The following is a 17,160-nucleotide window of genomic DNA, read 5'->3' on the forward strand; positions in this document are numbered from 1 at the left end:
CACCGCCGCGTCGTGCCGGCGGATCGCGGACACGGCCCGGGCCTGCATCGCGAGCATCCCCTCGCCGCCGGGGAACACCACCGCGGAGGGCCGCTTCAGGGCTCGATCGAGCGGCAGGGATGCGGGTGCTCGGCGGCTGCGGATCTCGATGCGTCCGCTCCGCGGAGGGCTCGGTCAGCAGAAGAGACGGCGACTCGATCAGCAGGCCGCCCGAGCCCGACGCGCGCAGCCACTGCGGAGGCGGGCGCTCGTAGACTGAGGGCATGCCTCCGATCGTGCACGGATTCGACTGGCCCGATCGCGTCGTCGTGGGGACCGTCGGCTCACCCGGCTCGCGCTCCTTCTACCTCCAGGCCAAGACCGGGCCCCGCGTGGTCAGCGTCGGCCTCGAGAAGCAGCAGTCGGCCCTCCTCGCCGAGAAGATCGACGAGATCCTCGACCAGCTGATGACCGCCCAGGGCAACCCGGTCAGCGTCCCCGCCGGCACTCCCCCGGAGCTCGTCGACAACGACCCGCTCGACCAGCCCGTGGAGCCCGAGTTCCGCGTCGGCGGTCTCAGCCTCGGCTGGGACCCGTCCACCGCGCAGATCGTGATCGAGGCCTACCCGCTGACCGAGGCGGAGGACGACTCCGAGGAGGAGCCCGAGCCCACCGAGATGCTGCAGGTGAAGATCCCGGTCGGCACGGCGCGCGCCTTCGCGAAGCGCACCCTCGAGGTCGTCGGCGCCGGACGTCCGCTCTGCCCCCGCTGCGGCGAGCCGATGGATCCCGACGGGCACGACTGCCCGCTCGCATGAGCGACCCGGGCGGGCTCGACGGCGAGCTGGAGCTGGCCGGCCGGATCACGATCGCCTCGAACGCGACGTTCCTCGCGCAGCTCGGCGAGACGTCCGTCGTCTACAAGCCGATCTCGGGCGAGAAGCCGCTGTGGGACTTCCCGGACGGCGTGCTCGCGGGCCGCGAGGTCGCCGCGTACCTCGTCTCGGAGGCGCTCGGCTGGAACGTGGTGCCGCGCACGTGGCTCCGCGACGGTCCGCTCGGGCCGGGCATGGTCCAGCTCTGGCAGGACATCGATCCGGACCAGGACGCGGTCGACCTGGTGCCCGCCGACGCCGTGCCCGACGGATGGCGGCACGTCCTCGACGGCAGCGACGAGGAGGACCGCGACATCTCCCTCGTGCACGAGGACTCGACGGCGCTGCGCCGGATGGCCGTGTTCGACGTGGTCGCCAACAATGCGGACCGGAAGGGCGGGCACGTGCTCGCGCTGCCCGACGGCCACCGCTACGGCGTCGACCACGGCCTCACCTTCCACTCCGAGCACAAGCTGCGCACGGTCCTCTGGGGCTGGATCGGCGAACCGCTGCTCGAGGAGGAGCTGACGGCGCTGGCGCTCCTGCGCGCGCAGATCGACGGACCGCTCGGCGAGGCGCTCTCGGAGCTGCTCACCGAGGACGAGGTCGCCGCGTTCGCGAAGCGCTGCGAGCGGCTCGGCTCCTTCGGACGCTTCCCGGGCCCGCGGGGCGGGATGCCCGCGGTGCCCTGGCCGCTGTTCTGAGCCGGGCGCGGTCGGAACTCGGGACGAACGCCTCCGGAGCGGCGGAGACGCGCTGATCCTCAGGCGCGGGAGCGGGTCCCTCCTGCATCCTGAGGGGCTCAGAAGCTCCAGCCGCGGCCGAACAGCTCCTCGCCGGGCGTCCCGCCGCCTCCCGGGCCCGCGCCGCGAGCGCCGAGGTAGGAGGAGACGACGGCCGCTCCCAGGTCCTCCGCCTCCGGGTTCACCACCGAGCCGCCGACCCGGCGGGCGAGCGAGTCGATGAAGCGCGCGAGGCCCGGGTCGTCGCCCAGGCGGAAGAACGTGGTGTGCGCGCCGAGGCGGAGCGACGCGTCGAGCTCGCGGACCGAGACGGCGACCGTCAGCGGGTCCGGCGGGTAGTCGAAGAAGACGCCGCCGTCGGGCTCGAGGTGCGCGGTCGGCTCGCCGTCGGTGACGATGAGCAGCACCGGCTGCGCATTCGGGTGCTTGCGGAAGTGCCGGTTGGCCAGCAGCAGCGCGTGGTGCAGGTTCGTGCCCTTGTCCCACTCCGCGTCCAGGCCCACCAGCTGCTCGACGTCCATCACCTCGGCGCGTCGGCCGAAGGCGACGAGCTGCAGCGCGTCTCCGCGGAACCGGCTGCTGATCAGGGTGTGCAGGGCGAGCGCGGTGCGCTTCATCGGCACCCAGCGGCCGTCCATCGCCATCGAGAACGAGGTGTCGACGAGGAGCGCGACACAGGCCTGCGTGCGCGCCTCCGTCTCCTGCACCTCGACGTCGTCGATCAGGATGCGCACCCCCGAGCCGACCGGTCGGCCCTCGCCGGCGCTGCGGGTGAGGGCGTTGGTCACCGTGCGGGGGATGTCCCAGGCCTCGGTATCGCCGAACTCCCACGAGCGCGTCGCTCCGGAGCGCTCGCCCGCCGCGCCCGCACGCCGGACGTCGCGGGCGCCCTGACGGCCGGAGACGGTCTCGGCGATGTCGCGCAGGAGCGCTTTGCCGAGCTGGCGCATGGCCTTCGGGCTGAGGGCGAGACGGCCGTCGGAGCCGCGGCGCAAAGTCCCGGAGTCGCGCAGGGCCCGCTCCAGGCGCTTCAGCGTCTGCGCGTCGACGGAGGCGTCCTCGCCGAGGCGCTTCGCCAGCAGGTCGAGGTCGAGGTCGTCGAGGGAGGAGCGGTCCGTCTGCGCGAGCTGGTCGGCGAGGGCGTCGAGGTCGGCCAGCTCCTGGAACACGCCCGTCCCGTCGCCGAGGCCGAGCCCCTGCTCGCCGTCCATCCGCTCGGAGCCGCCCCAGTCCTCGCCGGGACGGAGCCCCCGCAGGGTCTCGTCGAGGCGGCCGAGCGACTGCATGAGCTCCGGCGTGCCGAAGGCCTCCTGGGCGAGGGCGTCGAGCTCGGCGCGCTGCTCGGCGGTCATCGAGTTGCGCATCCGCTGGGCCGCGGCCGCGCGGGCGGCGAGCGCGTCGATCAGCTCGTCCACCGATTCCGGGCCCTCGGGGAAGTACTCGCCGTGCTGCTCCATGAAGGCGTCGAACTGCTCGGGGGTGTCCTCCCCGCGCGCGTGCGCCTCGAGCAGCTCGTTCAGGTCGCGGAGCATCGCGTCGATCGCGGCGCGGTCCTCGTCGCTCGCGTTCTCGAGGGCCTGCTTCATCCCCTCGAAGCGCTGATCGAGCATCTCGCGGCCCAGGAGCTCGCGGATCCGCTCGAAGTCGGCGCGCGCCTCGGGGCTCTGCCAGCGGTAGTCGCGGAGCTCCGAGACGGCCGCGGCCGGTGAGGGCGGGAGGCTGTCGAGCTGGATCTCTGCGAGCGCGCGGTCGCCGTCGTCCATCTGCGTGTCGCGGGCGAGCTGCTTGCGCTCGGCGAGGACGGCCTTGTCGAGGAGCTCGCGGATCTCGCGGAGCGTGCCGTCGAGGTTGTTCCTCTGCGTGAGCTCGCGACGCCGCTCGGCGACGCGAGCGGCCAGGTCGTCCAGGCCCTCGCGGTCGCGGGTGCCACGGCGGAGGAACTCGCGCAGGGCGCGCTCGGGCGAGGTGCCGCCCATCACGTCCTCGCCGATCGCGTCGAGGGCCTCCTTCAGGTCGACCGGAGGAGCGAGCGGATCGGGTCCCCCGTCGTACTTCGCGTAGCGCGCGTCGCGCTTCAGCCGCCGGTTGCCGCGCGGAGCATCAGCCATAGACGGCCTCGCCCCCGCCCGTCTCCTTGCTCAGCTTGCGCGAGAGGTAGAGGCCCTCGAGGGCGAGCTCGACCGCTCCGGCGCGGCGCCCCTCCCCCACGGCGTCGAGGCGCTCGGCGACCTCGTCGTACACGCGGGCCTCGCCCAGCAGCGGCAGGCCGGCCAGGAACTCGCGGGCGGTCACCTGCTCGCCGGTCGTGATCATCGCGCCGTTCTCGACCGCCTCGACGAGCGGCCCGAGGTCGACGCCGCGCAGGTGGGCGCGGACGGTCTCGGCGGTGGCCTGACGGAGCAGGTGGTCGAGGATCTCGTCCTCGCGGCCCTCCTCCCCCGACTCGAACTCGATCTTGCCGCCGAGCACGTCGACGGCGGTCTCGAGGTCGATGGGGCGGGCGACCGCCTCCTCCTCGCCGCGGCGGGTGGCGCGGTGCAGGGCGGCGGCGGCGATCGTCTCGGCGCCGGCGATGGCGAAGCGGGCGCTGACACCGCTGCGCTGATCGACGGAGCTCGACTCGCGCAGGGCCCGCGTGAAGCGGGCGAGGATCTCGATGAGCGCGTCGGGCACGGTCGCGACGAGGTCCGCCTCCTGCCGGATGACGGCGACCTCGTCGACGAGAGCCGTCGGGTAGTGGGTGCGGATCTCGGCACCGAAGCGGTCCTTCAGCGGCGTGATGATCCGGCCGCGGTTCGTGTAGTCCTCCGGGTTCGCGCTCGCGACGACGAGGACGTCGAGGGGGAGGCGGAGGACGTAGCCGCGGATCTGGATGTCGCGCTCCTCCATCACGTTGAGCATGGCGACCTGGATCCGCTCGGCCAGGTCCGGCAGCTCGTTGATCGCGACGATGCCGCGGTGGCTGCGCGGGATGAGGCCGAAGTGGATGGTCTCCGGGTCGCCCAGGCTGCGGCCCTCGGCCACCTTCATCGGGTCGACGTCGCCGATGAGGTCGGCGACGCTGGTGTCGGGGGTGGCCAGCTTCTCGACGTAGCGCTCCTCGCGGGGCTTCCACGCGACGGGCAGGTCCTCGCCCAGCTCCTCCACTCGGCGGCGGCTCTCCGTGGTGATCGGCTCGTAGGGGTGCTCGCCGAGCTCGGACCCCTCGATGACGGGCGTCCACTCGTCGAGCAGGCCGACGAGGGTGCGCAGGAGGCGGGTCTTGCCCTGGCCGCGCTCGCCCAGCAGGACGATGTCGTGGCCGGCGATGACGGCGCGCTCGACCTGCGGGATGACCGTCTCGGCGAAGCCGTGCAGGCCCGGCCAGGGGTCGCGGCCCTCGCGCAGGGCGTCGAGCAGGTTGTCGCGGATCTCGGTGCGGAGGCTCTTCTGCACGTGCCCGGAGGCACGGAGCTGGCCGAGGGTCTGGGTCGTCGGGCGCATCACCTCGGCAACGCTACGCCGCAGGTCCGACACGTGGTGGAGGTGCGGCGGATTCGCGGCGCGGGCTTGCGCGGGCGCCGCGCCGCGGACGGCTCAGCGCCCGAGGCGAGGGGCGGCGGCGAGCAGGCGGCGCGTGTACTCCTCCTGCGGTGCGGCGAGGAGCGACGCGGCCGGCCCCGCCTCGACGATCCGGCCCTCGCGCATCACCGCGATGCGATCGCTCATGTGGGCGATCACGCCGAGGTCGTGCGAGATGAGGAGGAGGGCGAGGCCGTGACGGCGCTGCAGGTCGTCGAGCAGGTCGAGGATCTGCGCCTGCACCGACACGTCGAGGGCCGAGACGGGCTCGTCGCAGATCAGCACGTCGGGGCGCGTCGCCAGCGCCCGGGCGATCGAGACGCGCTGGCGCTGACCGCCGGAGAGGGTCCGCGGCGAGCGCCGCTCCAGGGCGGGGTCGAGCCCCACGCTCTCGAGCAGCGCGGGCACGGAGGCTGCGCCGGCGTCGCGGAGGAGGCGGCCGACGCTCCAGCGCGGGTCGAACGAGGAGAGGCTGTCCTGGTAGACGGCGCCGATCCGCGGGCGGCGGGGACGGCGGGAGCGCTCGGTCGCTGCCGACCACGGCTCGCCGAACAGCTCGACGGCGCCCCCGTCCGGACGCCGCAGCGCCAGCACGAGCCGGGCCACCGTGCTCTTGCCCGATCCGGACTCGCCGACGAGCCCCACGGTCTCGCCGCGCCGCAGCCGGAGGTCGACGTCGTCGACCGCGACCCGCACTCCTCCGCCGGGCAGCGGGAAGCGGGCGGCGAGTCCGCGGGCCGCGACCACGACCTCGCCGGGGGTCTCGGGCGGGGTCGCCGGTGCGGTCGGGTCGGTGAGCCGGGAGCCGCGCGGGCGCCCGGCGGGGACAGCGGCCACGAGCGCGCGGGCCTCGGGGCTGCGGGGCGCGCGCAGCACCTCGGCCGCGGTCCCCTCCTCCACCACGCGGCCGTCGGCGAGCACGAGGATGCGGTCCGCGAGGCCCGCCACCACCGCGAGGTCGTGCGAGACCAGGACGAGCGCCCGGCCGCGCGCCTTCTGCTCGGCGAAGAGCTCGAGCACGCGGGCCTGGACGGTGACGTCGAGCGCGGTGGTCGGCTCGTCGGCGACGAGCAGCGGCGGATCGAGCGCCACGGCCGCCGCGAGGAGGGCGCGCTGGCGGAGCCCGCCGGAGAGGTCGCCGGAGCGCTCCCGCATCCGCTCGGCCGGCTCCGGCATGCCGACGCTCGCCAGGGCCTCGACCGTCCGCTGCGCGCGCTCGGCCGCGGGGAGGCGGCCGTGGAGGCGGAGCACGTCGCCGATCTCGCGGCCGATCGGGCGCAGCGGGTCGAGCGAGAGCAGCGCGTCCTGCGGGACGAAGCCGACGGATCCGCCGCGCAGCCGCCGCAGCTCCCGCTCGCCCGCTCCGACCACCTCGGTCCCGCCGACGCGGACGCTCCCGGTCACGGCGCCTCCGCTCAGCCCCAGCAGCGCTCGCGCGGTGACGCTCTTGCCCGACCCGGACTCGCCGACGATCGCGACGCACTCCCCCGGCTCCACGCGGAACGAGACCCCGTGCACCACCTCGACTCCGTCGAAGGCGACCCGGAGCCCCTCGACGACGACCGCGCTCACCGCGCACCCCGCAGACGCCCGCCGAGGACCGTCGTCGCGATCGTGGTCAGCACGATCGCCAGCCCCGGGAACACGGTCAGCCACCACGCGCTCGCGAGGTAGGTGCGGCCCGCCGAGAGCATCGCGCCCCACTCCGGCGCGGGCGGCTCGGCGCCCAGGCCCAGGTAGCTGAGGGCCGAGGCCCAGACGATCGCCTGGCCGACGCCGAGGGTCGCCAGCACGGCGAGCGGCCCGAAGGTGTTGGGGAGGACGTGCCGGACGAGGATGCGGACGGGTCCGTGCCCCAGCACGCGCGCCGCCTCGACGTAGCCGGAGTCGCGGATGCCGAGCAGCTGCGTGCGCAGGATGCGGGCGTACCCCGGCGCGGTCGAGAGGCCGACCGCGATGGTGGCGGGGACGACTCCGGGACCCGTGACCACGATCACGAGCAGCGCGAGCAGGAGCGCGGGGAAGGCGAAGAGCACCTCGAGCACGCGGCCGATCACGCCGTCGACGACGCGGCCGCCGAACGCCGCGACCACCCCGAGCACCGCGCCGAGGACGAGGCCGATCGCGGTGGCGCTGGCGCCGATCAGGAGGGATGCGCCCGCCCCCGCGATGAGGCGGCTGAGGACGTCGCGACCGGACTCGTCGGTGCCGAGCAGGTGCGCGGCACCCGGTGGGGTGAAGGCGTCGCGCGGGGCGACGGCGAGCGGATCGGAGGGGGCGAGCAGCCCGGGCGCGACGGCGGCGAGCAGGAGCAGCACCACGAAGACCGCGGCCAGCACCTCGCCGGCGCGGAGGCGGGAGGCACCCCGGCGGAGCGGGCGGGCGGCGCGCAGCTCGAGCTCGCTCACGCGACCGCCTCCCGCCGGGCCAGCCGCGGGTCGATCACGCGGGTCAGCAGATCGGTGGCGAGCGTCACGACGATGTACGCCAGCGCCGTGACCAGCACGACACCCGTCACCACCGGCACGTCACGGACCGTCACCGCCGCGAGCAGAGTCCGGCCGAGCCCCGGCCTCGCGAAGATCGTCTCGACCACCACGGCCCCGCCGATCAGGTAGCCGAACGCCCAGCCCGAGAGCGAGACGCCAGGCAGCACCGCGTGGCGCAGCGCGTGGCGGGCGCGGACGCCGAGCTCGCCCTCGCCGCGCGCCCGAGCGGCGAGCACGAACGGCGACTCCAGCGCGTCGAGGAGGGAGCGGCGCATCACCTGGCCGAGGAAGCCCGCCAGCGGGATCGCGAGGGTGAGCGTCGGCAGCACCAGCCCGGCGGGCGACCCGGTGCTGACCGGGGGCAGCCAGCGCAGCGCGGTCGCGAAGACGGCGATCAGCACGGTCGCCAGCCAGAAGTGCGGGAGCGCGGCCGCCGTGAGCTCGAGGCCGGACCCGATCGCGGCGGCGAGCCGTCCGCCCCGGGTCGACCAGAGGGCGGTCGCCAACGCGAGGATCCACGCGGCGGTCAGCGCGAGCACGGCGAGCAGGAGGGTGCCGGGCAGCTGCTCGCCGAGGATCTGCGCGACCGGGGTGCGCAGGGAGTAGGAGGTGCCGAGGTCGCCGCGCGCGAGCCTGCCGAGCTGCACCAGGTACTGCACGAGGAGCGGCTGGTCGAGGCCGTACTGCTCCCGCACCGCGGCGAGCGCCTCCGGCGACGCCTGCGAGCCCGGACCGCCGAGGATCGCCTGCGCCGGATCGCCGGGGACGAGGCGGATGAGGACGAAGACGGCGGTCGCGACGGCCCACAGCACCACGAGGGCGCCGCCGAGGCGGAGGAGCACGCGGCGGATCATGCGGGCGGGCGTCCTCTCTGGTCGGTGCGGTGGAGGGGGCGGGGCGTCGTCGAGGCCCGCTCCCTCCGGAGCACGGGGACTCGACGCGCGACAGACGGCGGCTACTCGACCAGCATGGAGGACGGACCCCTGCTGATCGAGCAGCCCGCGGAGCGGGCGCATCGAGATCCGCCCATCCCGATCGCGGGGTCTCGATGCGCCGCCGCGGCGACTACTCGACCGGCGTGCGTCCGCTCATCGATCGGTGCAGGCGGCTCTCCGGAGCCGGGTCAGACCCAGGCGTCGGCGAACCAGGGGGTCGACACGGTGTCGAGGGCGACGAGGCCCTGGACGGCCGACCGGTGCAGGTAGTGGTTCTGCTGGTCGTAGAGCGGCAGGATCCAGTAGCCCTCGAGGACGATCCGCTGGGCCTGCTCGTACAGGTCGGCGCGGGCGTCCTCGTCGGTCGTGGCGCTCGCCTGCTCGAGCAGCGAGTCGAGCGCGGGGTCGGCGATCTGCGCGTGGTTGGCGAAGTAGCCGCTCGGCGCGGGGGTGATGCCCGAGGAGGAGTAGAGGATCCGCAGCACGTCGGGTCCGACCTTCGTGTACGGGGCGCTCACCAGCTCGTACTCGTTCGACGCGAGCGCGGTGTACCAGCTCGACAGGTCGAGCAGGCTGATCCGCACGTCGAAGCCGAGGGTCTTCGCCGAGGCCTGGATCTGCTCGAACAGCGACTGCTCGGCCGGGATCGACTGGTTGGTGCTGACGGGGAATCGCAGGGTCAGCGGCGTGCCGTCCTTCTCGCGGATGCCGTCGCCGTCCGAGTCCACCCAGCCGGCCTTCTCGAGCAGGTCCTCGGCGGCGGCCGTCTCGGAGTCGGACCCGGCGTCCTCGAAGAGCGACGGGTCGGAGTACGCGGTCGCCTCGCGGCTGGACAGCGGGGAGTAGGAGCGCTCGGCGGTGCCGAAGAAGAGGGAGTCGATCGCGTCGTTCACGCCGACGCCGCGGACGAACGCCTCGCGGACGGACTCGTCGTCGAACGGCGCCTGCCCGGAGTTGAGCTCGAGGCGGTTGACCGAGCCGGGCCGGGGCGCGTCGAGCTCGACGAGGTCGGTGGCTCCGGTCGCGGCCTTCAGGGTGTCGGGCTGGGCGTTGTCGAGCACGTCGACCTCGCCCGACTGCAGCGCCGCGTAGCGGGTGGCGGAGTCGGGGATGAAGCGCCAGGTGATGCTCGCCAGGTGCGCGGGGCCCTCGTGGCCGTCCCCGGTCGGGCCGGTCGACGCGTCGTAGGCCTCGTTGCGGGTGAGGGTCACGTGGTCCTGCTTGACCCACTCCGAGACGGTGAAGGGGCCGGTGCCGACGGGCGCCTCGCAGTTCGCCTCCTCGCCGCGGGCGATGCCGGCGGGCGACTCGATCGCGGTCCACGGCTGCGCGAGCGACTCGAGCAGCGCACTGTCCGGCGCGGTCAGGGTGAAGCGGGCCACGGTCGGCGAGACCGCGGTGACGGAGGCGACCTTCGCCACGGCGAGGTAGCCGGTGGAGGACTTGGTCGCCGGGTCCTGCAGGTGCGCGATGTTCGCGGCGACCGCCTCCGCGTCGAGGGCGGTGCCGTCGGTGAAGGTCGCGCCCTCGCGCAGGGTGAAGTCGTAGCTGAGCGCGTCGTCCGAGACGGTCCACGACTCGGCCAGCCACGGCGTGATGGTGCCGTCGGCGTCGCGCGAGACGAGCGACTCGAGCACCTGTGTCGCGAGGAGCGCCTGCGGGTAGTTGCCGCCGACGTGCGGGTCGAGGCAGGTGGGCTCGGCGTCGCCGGACGCGTAGGTCAGGGTCCCGCCGTCGACGGGGGTGCTGGAGGCGTCGGGCGTCTCGGCGGTGCAGCCGCTGAGCAGGAGCGCGGCGGCCGCGACGGCGGCGGGGAGGGCGAGGAGGCGGGAGCGCAGCGGCATGACGTCTTTCGTGGAGGGGTCGGGGGTGCACGCGTTTCTTGGACGCGACCCAGGAAACGCTAGCAGGGCGCAGAGGCGGCGGACGGGGATCGCTCGGATCCGTGGAGGAGCGCCCGCATCCCGCGCTGGGGAGGGACGAATCGCGCTGGCGGAGATCCCCGACGCGCCTGACGCTGGGGATCGGCCTCCGCTCTCCTACTGTCGACGCATGACCTCCGCCGTGCTCGCCCTCCTGTTCGGCTCCGCCGTCGCCCTCGTGGGCCTCGTGCCCTGGGCCGCCCTGCAGTACCGGCGGCGCGGCGTCCTCGGGATCGGCAACGCGGTGCTGGCCTTCGCCGCCGTGGTCTACGCGCTCGCGCTCGTCACCTACACGCTCCTCCCCCTGCCCGACGAGGCGACGGTCGCCGCCGCCTGCCGCGCCGGATCGGGTCCGCAGCTGCGCCTGTTCGCCTTCGTCGGCGACATCGCGAAGGAGGGCGGGATCGACGGGCCCCGCGCGCTGTTGACGAACCCCGCGTCCACGCAGGTGCTCCTGAACGTGGTCTTCTTCGTACCCCTCGGGATGCTCGTCCGCCACCTCGCTCTGCGCGGGCGCCTCGTCGCCGGGATGATCGGCGGCACCGCCGCCGGCTTCGCCGTCTCGCTCCTCATCGAGGTCACGCAGCTCACGGGCGACTGGTTCCTCTACCCGTGCGCCTACCGGCTCTTCGACGTCGACGACCTGCTGGCCAACACGGCCGGCGCCCTGCTCGGCACCCTCCTCTCCCCCGTCCTCCTCCTCTTCACCCGCCGGACCGAGGGCGCGGTGCCGGAGCTGGCCCGCCCGGTCACGATCCGCCGCCGCGCGTTCGGCATGTTCTGCGACGTTCTCGCGCTGAGCCTCATCACGGGCGCGCTCGTCTCGATCACCGGGGTCGGCCTCGTGCTCGCGGGGGTGGACACGCGCTCGAGCCCCGGGGACGTGGTTCTCGGAGCCCTGCCGTTCGTCGCTCCGCTGCTCCAGCTGGTGATCGTGCTGCGGTCCGGGCGGACCCTCGGCGAGACGGTGGTGCGCCTGCGTCCCGAGCCGCGACCGCTCCTCTGGCAGCGGCTCGTGCGCTGGGCGGCGGGATCGGGCGGCTGGTCGACCCTGCTCGCCGTCGAGGGCGGGTTCTGGTCGCTGCTCGCCTTCGCCCTCGCGGCGGCCGCGATGATCGGCCTGGTCGCGACACGGGGCCGCCGAGGGACGGCGAACGCGCTGGCTCGCCTCGACGTCGTGGACGAGCGGGCGGCGGCGCCGTCCGCCGTCCGGAAGACGGACTGAGAGGAGCCTGTCGGACGCCTGGGCGAGCCTCCGATCAGACCGCCGCGCGGAGCCCCTCGACCAGGTCGTGCTGCGCCTCGCGGCCGGCCCGCGTGGGCACGAGCGGGTACACGTGGACCTGCCCGACGGCCTCGTGGAGCTCGAACGGGACCCCGGCGGCCGCCGCCCGCTCGGCCAGCACGTGGGCGTCCGGATTGAGGACGTCACGCGTGCCCGTGAAGACGGTGAGGGGGCCGAGGCCCGCCAGGTCGCCGAACAGCGGGCTGACCGCGGGATCGAGCAGGTCGAGGGCGCCGCGCCAGCTCTCGGCGAGGACGCGACCGCCCGGGGTGCCGAGCCAGGGATCGGTCGGCTGCACCTCGGGGATCCGCGGGTTGCTCCAGGAGAGGTCGAGCGCGGGCGAGACGAGGGTCGTGCGCGGCAGGACCACCCCCTCGTCGCGCAGGGCGAGGGCCGTCGAGAGGGCGATCTGGCCGCCCGCCGAGTCGCCGGCGAGGCAGGTCGCCCCGTGCCGCTCAAGACTCCGCAGCACCAGGGCGCGGACACCGTCGCGCGCCTCGAGCGCCGTGCCGAAGGGCACGAGCGGGTAGATCGGGAGGGTCACCGCGACGGAGGCCTCGTCGGCGATGCGGGCGGCGAGCCACCAGTGCTGGGGCGCGATCTCGTTCACCCAGCCGCCGCCGTGGACGTAGACGACGCCGCCGCGGATCACCCGCGGGCGGATCGTGTAGACCGGCCAGGAGCCGACCTGCTCCACGTCGACGCGCACGCCGGGCCGGAGGCGGGGCGGCGGACCGTAGGAGGCGGGACGGAGCGCGCGCTCCCGGATGCGGCGACGGGCTCCCTCCGCGCTGACGAAGGTGCGGTTCGCACGGGCGAGCCGGAGCGCGAGCGGGACGAGGGCATCGGGGACGACGAGCGGCATCGCCCGAGCATCGCGCACCCCGGTGCGCGGCGGCTGGGCGGTGACGGACTGCGCGGCTGCGGACTCTGCGGCGACGGACTCGGCCGCCACCGACGCGGCAGCCACGGACCCCGCCGCTGATCCGCGGAGGTCGGAATATCCGGCGCGGGCTCCGCGGACGGAGCGTCGGAACCCGCGGACGCAGCGTCGGAGACCGCGGTCGACGCCCGGGCACCCCGCGGACAGCACGACGGCCCGGCCCGTGGAGGGAGCCGGGCCGGGGCCGCCGGTCAGCGTGGTGCCTGCACGCCCGCGGAGCGCGGGTCGGCAGCCACCTCGCTGTCGCCGTGCGCTGCGGGTCAGCGTCGCGCGGCGGAGCGGCCGGCGAAGCGGGTGTAGACGAGCAGGACGATGATCGCTCCGATGATCGAGCCGATGATGCCGGCGGGCTGGAAGAAGCCGTCCATCGGGTCGTGCTGGAAGATCAGGAACCCGAGGAAGCCGCCGACGAACGAGCCGACGATGCCGAGCACGATGGTCATGCCGATGCTGATGCTCTGCTTCCCGGGGACGATGAGCCGGGCCAGCGCTCCTGCGATGAGTCCGACGACGATGAGGCTGATGATGAGACCGAGCATGGCGGTCGTCCTTCCGTTGTGCGGGCGGGGGCCCGCTGATCGGTTCCGCGGTTGCGGGACCGGTGGCTACGCAACCACCCCGGAGGAGGCGGCGGTACACCCCTGGGGGTGTGCTCGCACCGACGAGCCGTGCGGTAGCGTCCGACCATGACCCGCCGTGCGCCCCTCACCGTCGCGCTCGTCGACGACTACGACGTCGTCCTCACGGGCCTCGCGCACATGTTCGACCACTACCGCGACCGGGTGGTCGTCGCCGAGATCGACGCGAACGCCTCCCTCTCCGACCGGATCGACGTCGTCCTCTACGACTCGTTCGCCCAGCCGGAGTCGGACCACCACGAGATCGCGGAGCTGGTGCGCAACGAGCGGGCCGAGCACGTGGTCGTCTACACCTGGAACTTCGCGCCGACGCTCATCGCGGACGCCCTCGAGCAGGGCGTCCACGGCTACCTCTCCAAGACCCTGCCGGCGCGGGAGCTGGTGGCCGCGCTCGAGCGGGTGGCGGCGGGCGAGGTCGTCGTCAGCGATCCTCCGCGGCGGGCGGGCAGCGCACCGGGCCTCGACTGGCCGGGCCGCCACGAGGGCATCACCGACCGGGAGTCGGAGATCCTCGCGCTCATCACGCAGGGCAAGAGCAACGCCGACGTCGCCGCGCTCACCTACCTCAGCCCCAACACGGTGAAGTCCTACATCCGCAGCGTCTACGGCAAGATCGGCGCGACCAGCCGCACGCAGGCCGTCCTCTGGGGCGTCGACCACGGCTTCACCCCCGACCACCACCGCATCGACCACTGGCTCGGCGGCCCCTGACCCGCGCCCGCGGGACGCCGCTCCGGTACGCGACCCGCCGACGAACGCGCGCCCGGGAGGCGTCTCGCGGGAGGGGGCGGGGGCGCACGCACCGCTACGGTGTGGCCATGCCCCTCGACCGCGCGCCGACCATCCGCGACGTCGCGGTGCGGGCCGGAGTGTCGTACCAGACGGTCTCGCGCGTGCTCAACGACAGCCCCCAGCTGCGGCCGCGCACCCGGGAGCGCGTGCTCGCCGCGATCGAGGACCTCGGCTTCCGCCCCAGCGCCGCCGCCCGCGCCCTGGCGACGAGCCGCTCCGGCCTGATCGGGATCCTCGCCGCCGAGAGCCACAGCTTCTACGGCACCGCCACCGCGATGGCCGCGATCGAGCAGGCGGCGCGCGACGCGGGCTACCGGGTCCCGGTCGTGAACGCGGCGCCGGACGCGGAGTCGCTGGCCGACGGCCTCGCCCACCTGCAGCGGGAGTCGGTGGAGGCGATCGTGGTCCTCGCCCCGCAGGAGCGCGCGCTGGAGGCGATCGAGAGCCTCGCGATCGGCGTCCCCTCGGTGACGCTCGGCGCGACGGACCGCGGCGCCGACTCCCTGCTCCTCGTCGACCAGGCGGCCGGAGCGCGACTGGCGACCGAGCACCTCGTCGGCCTCGGCCACACCCGCATCGCGCACCTCGCCGGTCCGCAGCACTGGGTGGAGGCGCAGGCGCGGCTCGAGGGCTTCGGCGCCGGGATGAGCGCGGCCGGCCTCGACCCCGTCGCCGTCGTGGAGGGCGACTGGAGCGCCGAGTCCGGCTACCGCGCCGGCCTCCGCCTCCTCGGAGCCGCGCTTCTGCCGACCGCGGTGTTCGCCGGCAACGACCAGATGGCCCTCGGACTCCTGCACGCCTGCACCGAGCGGAGACTGCGCGTGCCCGAGGACCTCAGCGTCGTCGGCTTCGACGACGTGCCCGAGGCGGCGCACTACCAGCCGCCGCTGACCACCATCCGCCAGGACTTCGCGGAGGTCGGCCGCCGCACGATCGGGGTCGTGCTCGCGGAGCTGCGAGGCGAGGAGCCCGCCGTCGACCGCCCGGTGCCGCCGGTGCTGGTGGAGCGGGCGTCGACGGCTCAGGCCTGAGCAGCACCGGCCCCCGCTTCACCCCGCGTGCGGCAGCAGCACCTCCACGCGCCCCTCGCGCACCCGCGTCTCGAACCGCGGCTGCGGCGAGGTGGCCGGCCCCCGCAGCACCTCGCCGGTCTCGAGCGAGAAGGCGCTGCCGTGCCACGGGCAGGCGACGTACGCCTCCCCCGAGCCGTCCGCCGAGACCTCGCCCTCGTCGAGCGGGCCCGAGAGGTGGCTGCAGACGTTCGAGAGCACGTCGATCCGCTCGCCCCGCCGGAAGGCGAGCAGGGGGAGGCCCGCGACCTCCCTCCTCACCGGCGTGCGCTCCGGCAGGTCCGCCAGGGCGCCGAGCTCCTGCCAGCCCGAGGGGAAGCGGTGCGGCACGTCCTCCGCGTGGTTCGCCCCCGCCGCCTGCCGGTAGCTGAGGTGGCCGCCCAGGTAGCCGCCGCCCGAGACGACGGCGAGCCCGAGCATCCCGAGCACCTTCCCGCTCGTGGTGCGCCCGCGGCGGCGCTGCACCCACGACGCGGCGTAGAGGCCCGTCGCGACCACATTGGCCGCCGAGTGCACCAGCCCGACGCGGGTCTGCTGCTCGTGCAGCTCCGACCAGTCGGTGAAGCCGGAGGCGGCGGTCGGCAGGACGCTGATCACGCCGACGCCGACGAGGGTCCGCGCCGCGCGCTGGTTCCCCGGCAGCAGGTCGAGCACCGCCGCCGACACCCAGGCGCCGGTGGGCACGAGGACGAGCAGCGGATGGACGGGGTGGCCGACCGGGACGCCGTGCAGCACGTCCCGCACCGGCTGCGGCCGGACCACCGCGTTCACGGCCCGCTTCACCCGGCCGACGAGCGGATCGAGGGCGGCGGCGTTCTCGAGGCGGGTGACGAGTCTGACGAGTCTGATCTCACGCATGCCTCATGCGACCAAGCGGGCGGCCCCGGCGGAAGGGGCTTGCGGCGGAGGAGGAGCAGTCGGACCCCGTCGGGCGGCCCCTCGCTTGCCGATCCCGAGCCGTTTCGCCTACGCTGACCCGGGGCTTTGTGAACGGTCACATCGCCCGAGCGAGGAGCATGATGGACCAGCGCAGGCCCACCCCCGCCGACGTGATCACGAGCGGCGCCACCGCCCTCGGCATCGAGCTCGGCTCCACCCGGATCAAGGCGTGCCTGGTCGACGCGGCCGACCCGTCCGTGGTCCTCGCCGTCGGCAGCCACGAGTGGGAGAACCAGTTCGTCGACCGCCGCTGGACCTACTCCCTCGACGCCGTCCACGCGGGGCTCCAGGCCGCCTACGCGGACCTCGTCGCCGACGCCTCCTCGCGCCACGGCGTGCAGCTCTCCTCCGTCGGGGCGCTCGGCGTCTCGGCGATGATGCACGGCTACCTCCCCTTCGATGCGGACGGCGGGCTGCTCGTCCCCTTCCGCACCTGGCGCAACACCAGCACCGGGCCCGCGTCGGCCGAGCTCACCGAGCTGTTCGGCGCCAACATCCCGCTGCGCTGGTCGCTCGCGCACCTGCACCAGGCGGTCCTCGACTCCGAGCCGCACGTCGAGCGGATCGACTTCCTCACCACCCTCGCCGGCTACGTGCACTGGCGCCTCACCGGCGAGAAGGTCCTCGGAGTCGGCGACGCCTCCGGCATGGTCCCGACCGACCCGGCGACCCGCGACTACGACCAGCGCGTCGTCGACCTCTACGACGCGCGCGCGGCCGGCGCCGTGAAGCCGCTGCGCGAGCTGCTGCCCGCCGTGCTCCCCGCGGGCGCCGACGCCGGCTCGCTCACCGCCGAGGGCGCGCTCCTGCTCGACCCCACCGGATCCCTCCGGCCCGGCGCCCCCGACGCGGACGACGTCGCCGGCTTCTCCGCCTACCTCGAGCGCTACCGCGCCGGCGAGGAAGCGCTGGGCGACCCCTGCGGTGCGGAACATGCCTCCGTGCGCGAACATCTCGTCGATCCGGACGCCCTCGCCCGCGAGGACGCG

At 74.5% G+C, this 17,160-nt stretch carries 15 protein-coding genes and 1 pseudogene; 6 read left to right on the forward strand and 10 right to left on the reverse strand.

The window, feature by feature from the left end:
* Window positions 1–93: pseudogene (locus C5D66_RS17665) on the reverse strand (histidine phosphatase); the annotation flags it as partial.
* A 170-nt stretch (window positions 94–263) separates the two neighbouring features.
* Here C5D66_RS17665 and C5D66_RS16125 point away from each other — a divergent pair.
* Window positions 264–797, forward strand: coding sequence for a DUF3090 domain-containing protein (locus C5D66_RS16125; protein WP_104225051.1), 534 nt, complete (start codon window positions 264–266; stop codon window positions 795–797).
* Entirely contained in the window at window positions 794–1,558 is a 765-nt protein-coding gene (locus tag C5D66_RS16130; protein WP_104226043.1) for an SCO1664 family protein, read from the forward strand. Before C5D66_RS16125 ends, C5D66_RS16130 begins: the two co-directional genes overlap by 4 nt.
* 98 nt (window positions 1,559–1,656) lie before the next feature.
* Here C5D66_RS16130 and C5D66_RS16135 read toward each other — a convergent pair whose 3' ends face one another.
* From C5D66_RS16135 to C5D66_RS16160, 6 genes are all read right to left on the reverse strand, one after another.
* Window positions 1,657–3,705: a VWA domain-containing protein gene (locus C5D66_RS16135; RefSeq protein ID WP_104255505.1), complete on the reverse strand. Its 2,049-nt coding sequence runs from the start codon at window positions 3,703–3,705 to the stop codon at window positions 1,657–1,659.
* On the reverse strand, window positions 3,698–5,080 hold the full coding sequence (locus tag C5D66_RS16140; protein ID WP_104255504.1) for a magnesium chelatase: 1,383 nt from the start codon (window positions 5,078–5,080) through the stop codon (window positions 3,698–3,700). Before C5D66_RS16140 ends, C5D66_RS16135 begins: the two co-directional genes overlap by 8 nt.
* 93 nt (window positions 5,081–5,173) lie before the next feature.
* Window positions 5,174–6,730 (reverse strand): ABC transporter ATP-binding protein, encoded by a 1,557-nt coding sequence (locus C5D66_RS16145; protein WP_104255503.1) that lies wholly within the window; start codon window positions 6,728–6,730, stop codon window positions 5,174–5,176.
* Window positions 6,727–7,566, reverse strand: a complete 840-nt coding sequence (locus C5D66_RS16150) for an ABC transporter permease (RefSeq protein WP_104255502.1) — start codon at window positions 7,564–7,566, stop codon at window positions 6,727–6,729. Before C5D66_RS16150 ends, C5D66_RS16145 begins: the two co-directional genes overlap by 4 nt.
* On the reverse strand, window positions 7,563–8,501 hold the full coding sequence (locus C5D66_RS16155) for an ABC transporter permease (protein WP_104249670.1): 939 nt from the start codon (window positions 8,499–8,501) through the stop codon (window positions 7,563–7,565). The genes C5D66_RS16150 and C5D66_RS16155 overlap by 4 nt, the downstream gene beginning before the upstream one ends.
* A gap of 269 nt (window positions 8,502–8,770) precedes the next feature.
* On the reverse strand, window positions 8,771–10,426 hold the full coding sequence (locus C5D66_RS16160; protein WP_104226049.1) for an ABC transporter substrate-binding protein: 1,656 nt from the start codon (window positions 10,424–10,426) through the stop codon (window positions 8,771–8,773).
* A gap of 208 nt (window positions 10,427–10,634) precedes the next feature.
* On the opposite strand from C5D66_RS16160, the gene C5D66_RS16165 reads away from it, so the two are divergent.
* Complete coding sequence (locus C5D66_RS16165; RefSeq protein ID WP_181067900.1) at window positions 10,635–11,729, forward strand: VanZ family protein; 1,095 nt, start codon at window positions 10,635–10,637, stop codon at window positions 11,727–11,729.
* A gap of 34 nt (window positions 11,730–11,763) precedes the next feature.
* Here the strand turns inward: C5D66_RS16165 and C5D66_RS16170 are convergent, their stop codons facing one another.
* Together C5D66_RS16170 and C5D66_RS16175 are read right to left on the reverse strand one after the other, a co-directional pair.
* A complete protein-coding gene (locus C5D66_RS16170; RefSeq protein WP_258063873.1) occupies window positions 11,764–12,759 on the reverse strand; it encodes an alpha/beta hydrolase in 996 nt (331 codons plus the stop codon).
* Between the two features lie 233 nt (window positions 12,760–12,992).
* Window positions 12,993–13,271, reverse strand: coding sequence for a GlsB/YeaQ/YmgE family stress response membrane protein (locus C5D66_RS16175; protein WP_104225042.1), 279 nt, complete (start codon window positions 13,269–13,271; stop codon window positions 12,993–12,995).
* Window positions 13,272–13,418: 147 nt separating this feature from the next.
* On the opposite strand from C5D66_RS16175, the gene C5D66_RS16180 reads away from it, so the two are divergent.
* Both C5D66_RS16180 and C5D66_RS16185 read left to right on the forward strand, forming a co-directional pair.
* Window positions 13,419–14,081, forward strand: coding sequence for a response regulator transcription factor (locus C5D66_RS16180; RefSeq protein WP_104225041.1), 663 nt, complete (start codon window positions 13,419–13,421; stop codon window positions 14,079–14,081).
* A 107-nt stretch (window positions 14,082–14,188) separates the two neighbouring features.
* Window positions 14,189–15,193 carry a LacI family DNA-binding transcriptional regulator gene (locus C5D66_RS16185; RefSeq protein ID WP_104255500.1) on the forward strand — a complete coding sequence of 335 codons (1,005 nt, stop codon included), beginning with the start codon at window positions 14,189–14,191 and terminating at the stop codon, window positions 15,191–15,193.
* Window positions 15,194–15,211: 18 nt separating this feature from the next.
* Here C5D66_RS16185 and C5D66_RS16190 read toward each other — a convergent pair whose 3' ends face one another.
* Complete coding sequence (locus C5D66_RS16190) at window positions 15,212–16,090, reverse strand: Rieske 2Fe-2S domain-containing protein (protein ID WP_104255499.1); 879 nt, start codon at window positions 16,088–16,090, stop codon at window positions 15,212–15,214.
* Between the two features lie 161 nt (window positions 16,091–16,251).
* On the opposite strand from C5D66_RS16190, the gene C5D66_RS16195 reads away from it, so the two are divergent.
* On the forward strand, window positions 16,252–17,160 hold a 909-nt coding region (locus C5D66_RS16195), incomplete at its 3' end, for an FGGY family carbohydrate kinase (RefSeq protein WP_258074885.1).

It is taken from the genome of Rathayibacter sp. AY1B4, from assembly GCF_002932815.1.
In the GTDB taxonomy this organism is placed as follows: Bacteria; Actinomycetota; Actinomycetes; order Actinomycetales; family Microbacteriaceae; genus Rathayibacter.

Excerpts from the sequence above, each read along its gene's own strand:
- C5D66_RS16125 (WP_104225051.1), top strand. The coding sequence starts at position 264 with ATGCCTCCGATCGTGCACGGATTCGACTGGCCCGATCGCGTCGTCGTG.
- C5D66_RS16130 (WP_104226043.1), top strand. The coding sequence starts at position 794 with ATGAGCGACCCGGGCGGGCTCGACGGCGAGCTGGAGCTGGCCGGCCGG.
- C5D66_RS16135 (WP_104255505.1), bottom strand. The coding sequence starts at position 3,705 with ATGGCTGATGCTCCGCGCGGCAACCGGCGGCTGAAGCGCGACGCGCGC.
- C5D66_RS16140 (WP_104255504.1), bottom strand. The coding sequence starts at position 5,080 with ATGCGCCCGACGACCCAGACCCTCGGCCAGCTCCGTGCCTCCGGGCAC.
- C5D66_RS16155 (WP_104249670.1), bottom strand. The coding sequence starts at position 8,501 with ATGATCCGCCGCGTGCTCCTCCGCCTCGGCGGCGCCCTCGTGGTGCTG.
- C5D66_RS16160 (WP_104226049.1), bottom strand. The coding sequence starts at position 10,426 with ATGCCGCTGCGCTCCCGCCTCCTCGCCCTCCCCGCCGCCGTCGCGGCC.
- C5D66_RS16165 (WP_181067900.1), top strand. The coding sequence starts at position 10,635 with ATGACCTCCGCCGTGCTCGCCCTCCTGTTCGGCTCCGCCGTCGCCCTC.
- C5D66_RS16175 (WP_104225042.1), bottom strand. The coding sequence starts at position 13,271 with ATGCTCGGTCTCATCATCAGCCTCATCGTCGTCGGACTCATCGCAGGA.
- C5D66_RS16180 (WP_104225041.1), top strand. The coding sequence starts at position 13,419 with ATGACCCGCCGTGCGCCCCTCACCGTCGCGCTCGTCGACGACTACGAC.
- C5D66_RS16185 (WP_104255500.1), top strand. The coding sequence starts at position 14,189 with ATGCCCCTCGACCGCGCGCCGACCATCCGCGACGTCGCGGTGCGGGCC.
- C5D66_RS16190 (WP_104255499.1), bottom strand. The coding sequence starts at position 16,090 with ATGCGTGAGATCAGACTCGTCAGACTCGTCACCCGCCTCGAGAACGCC.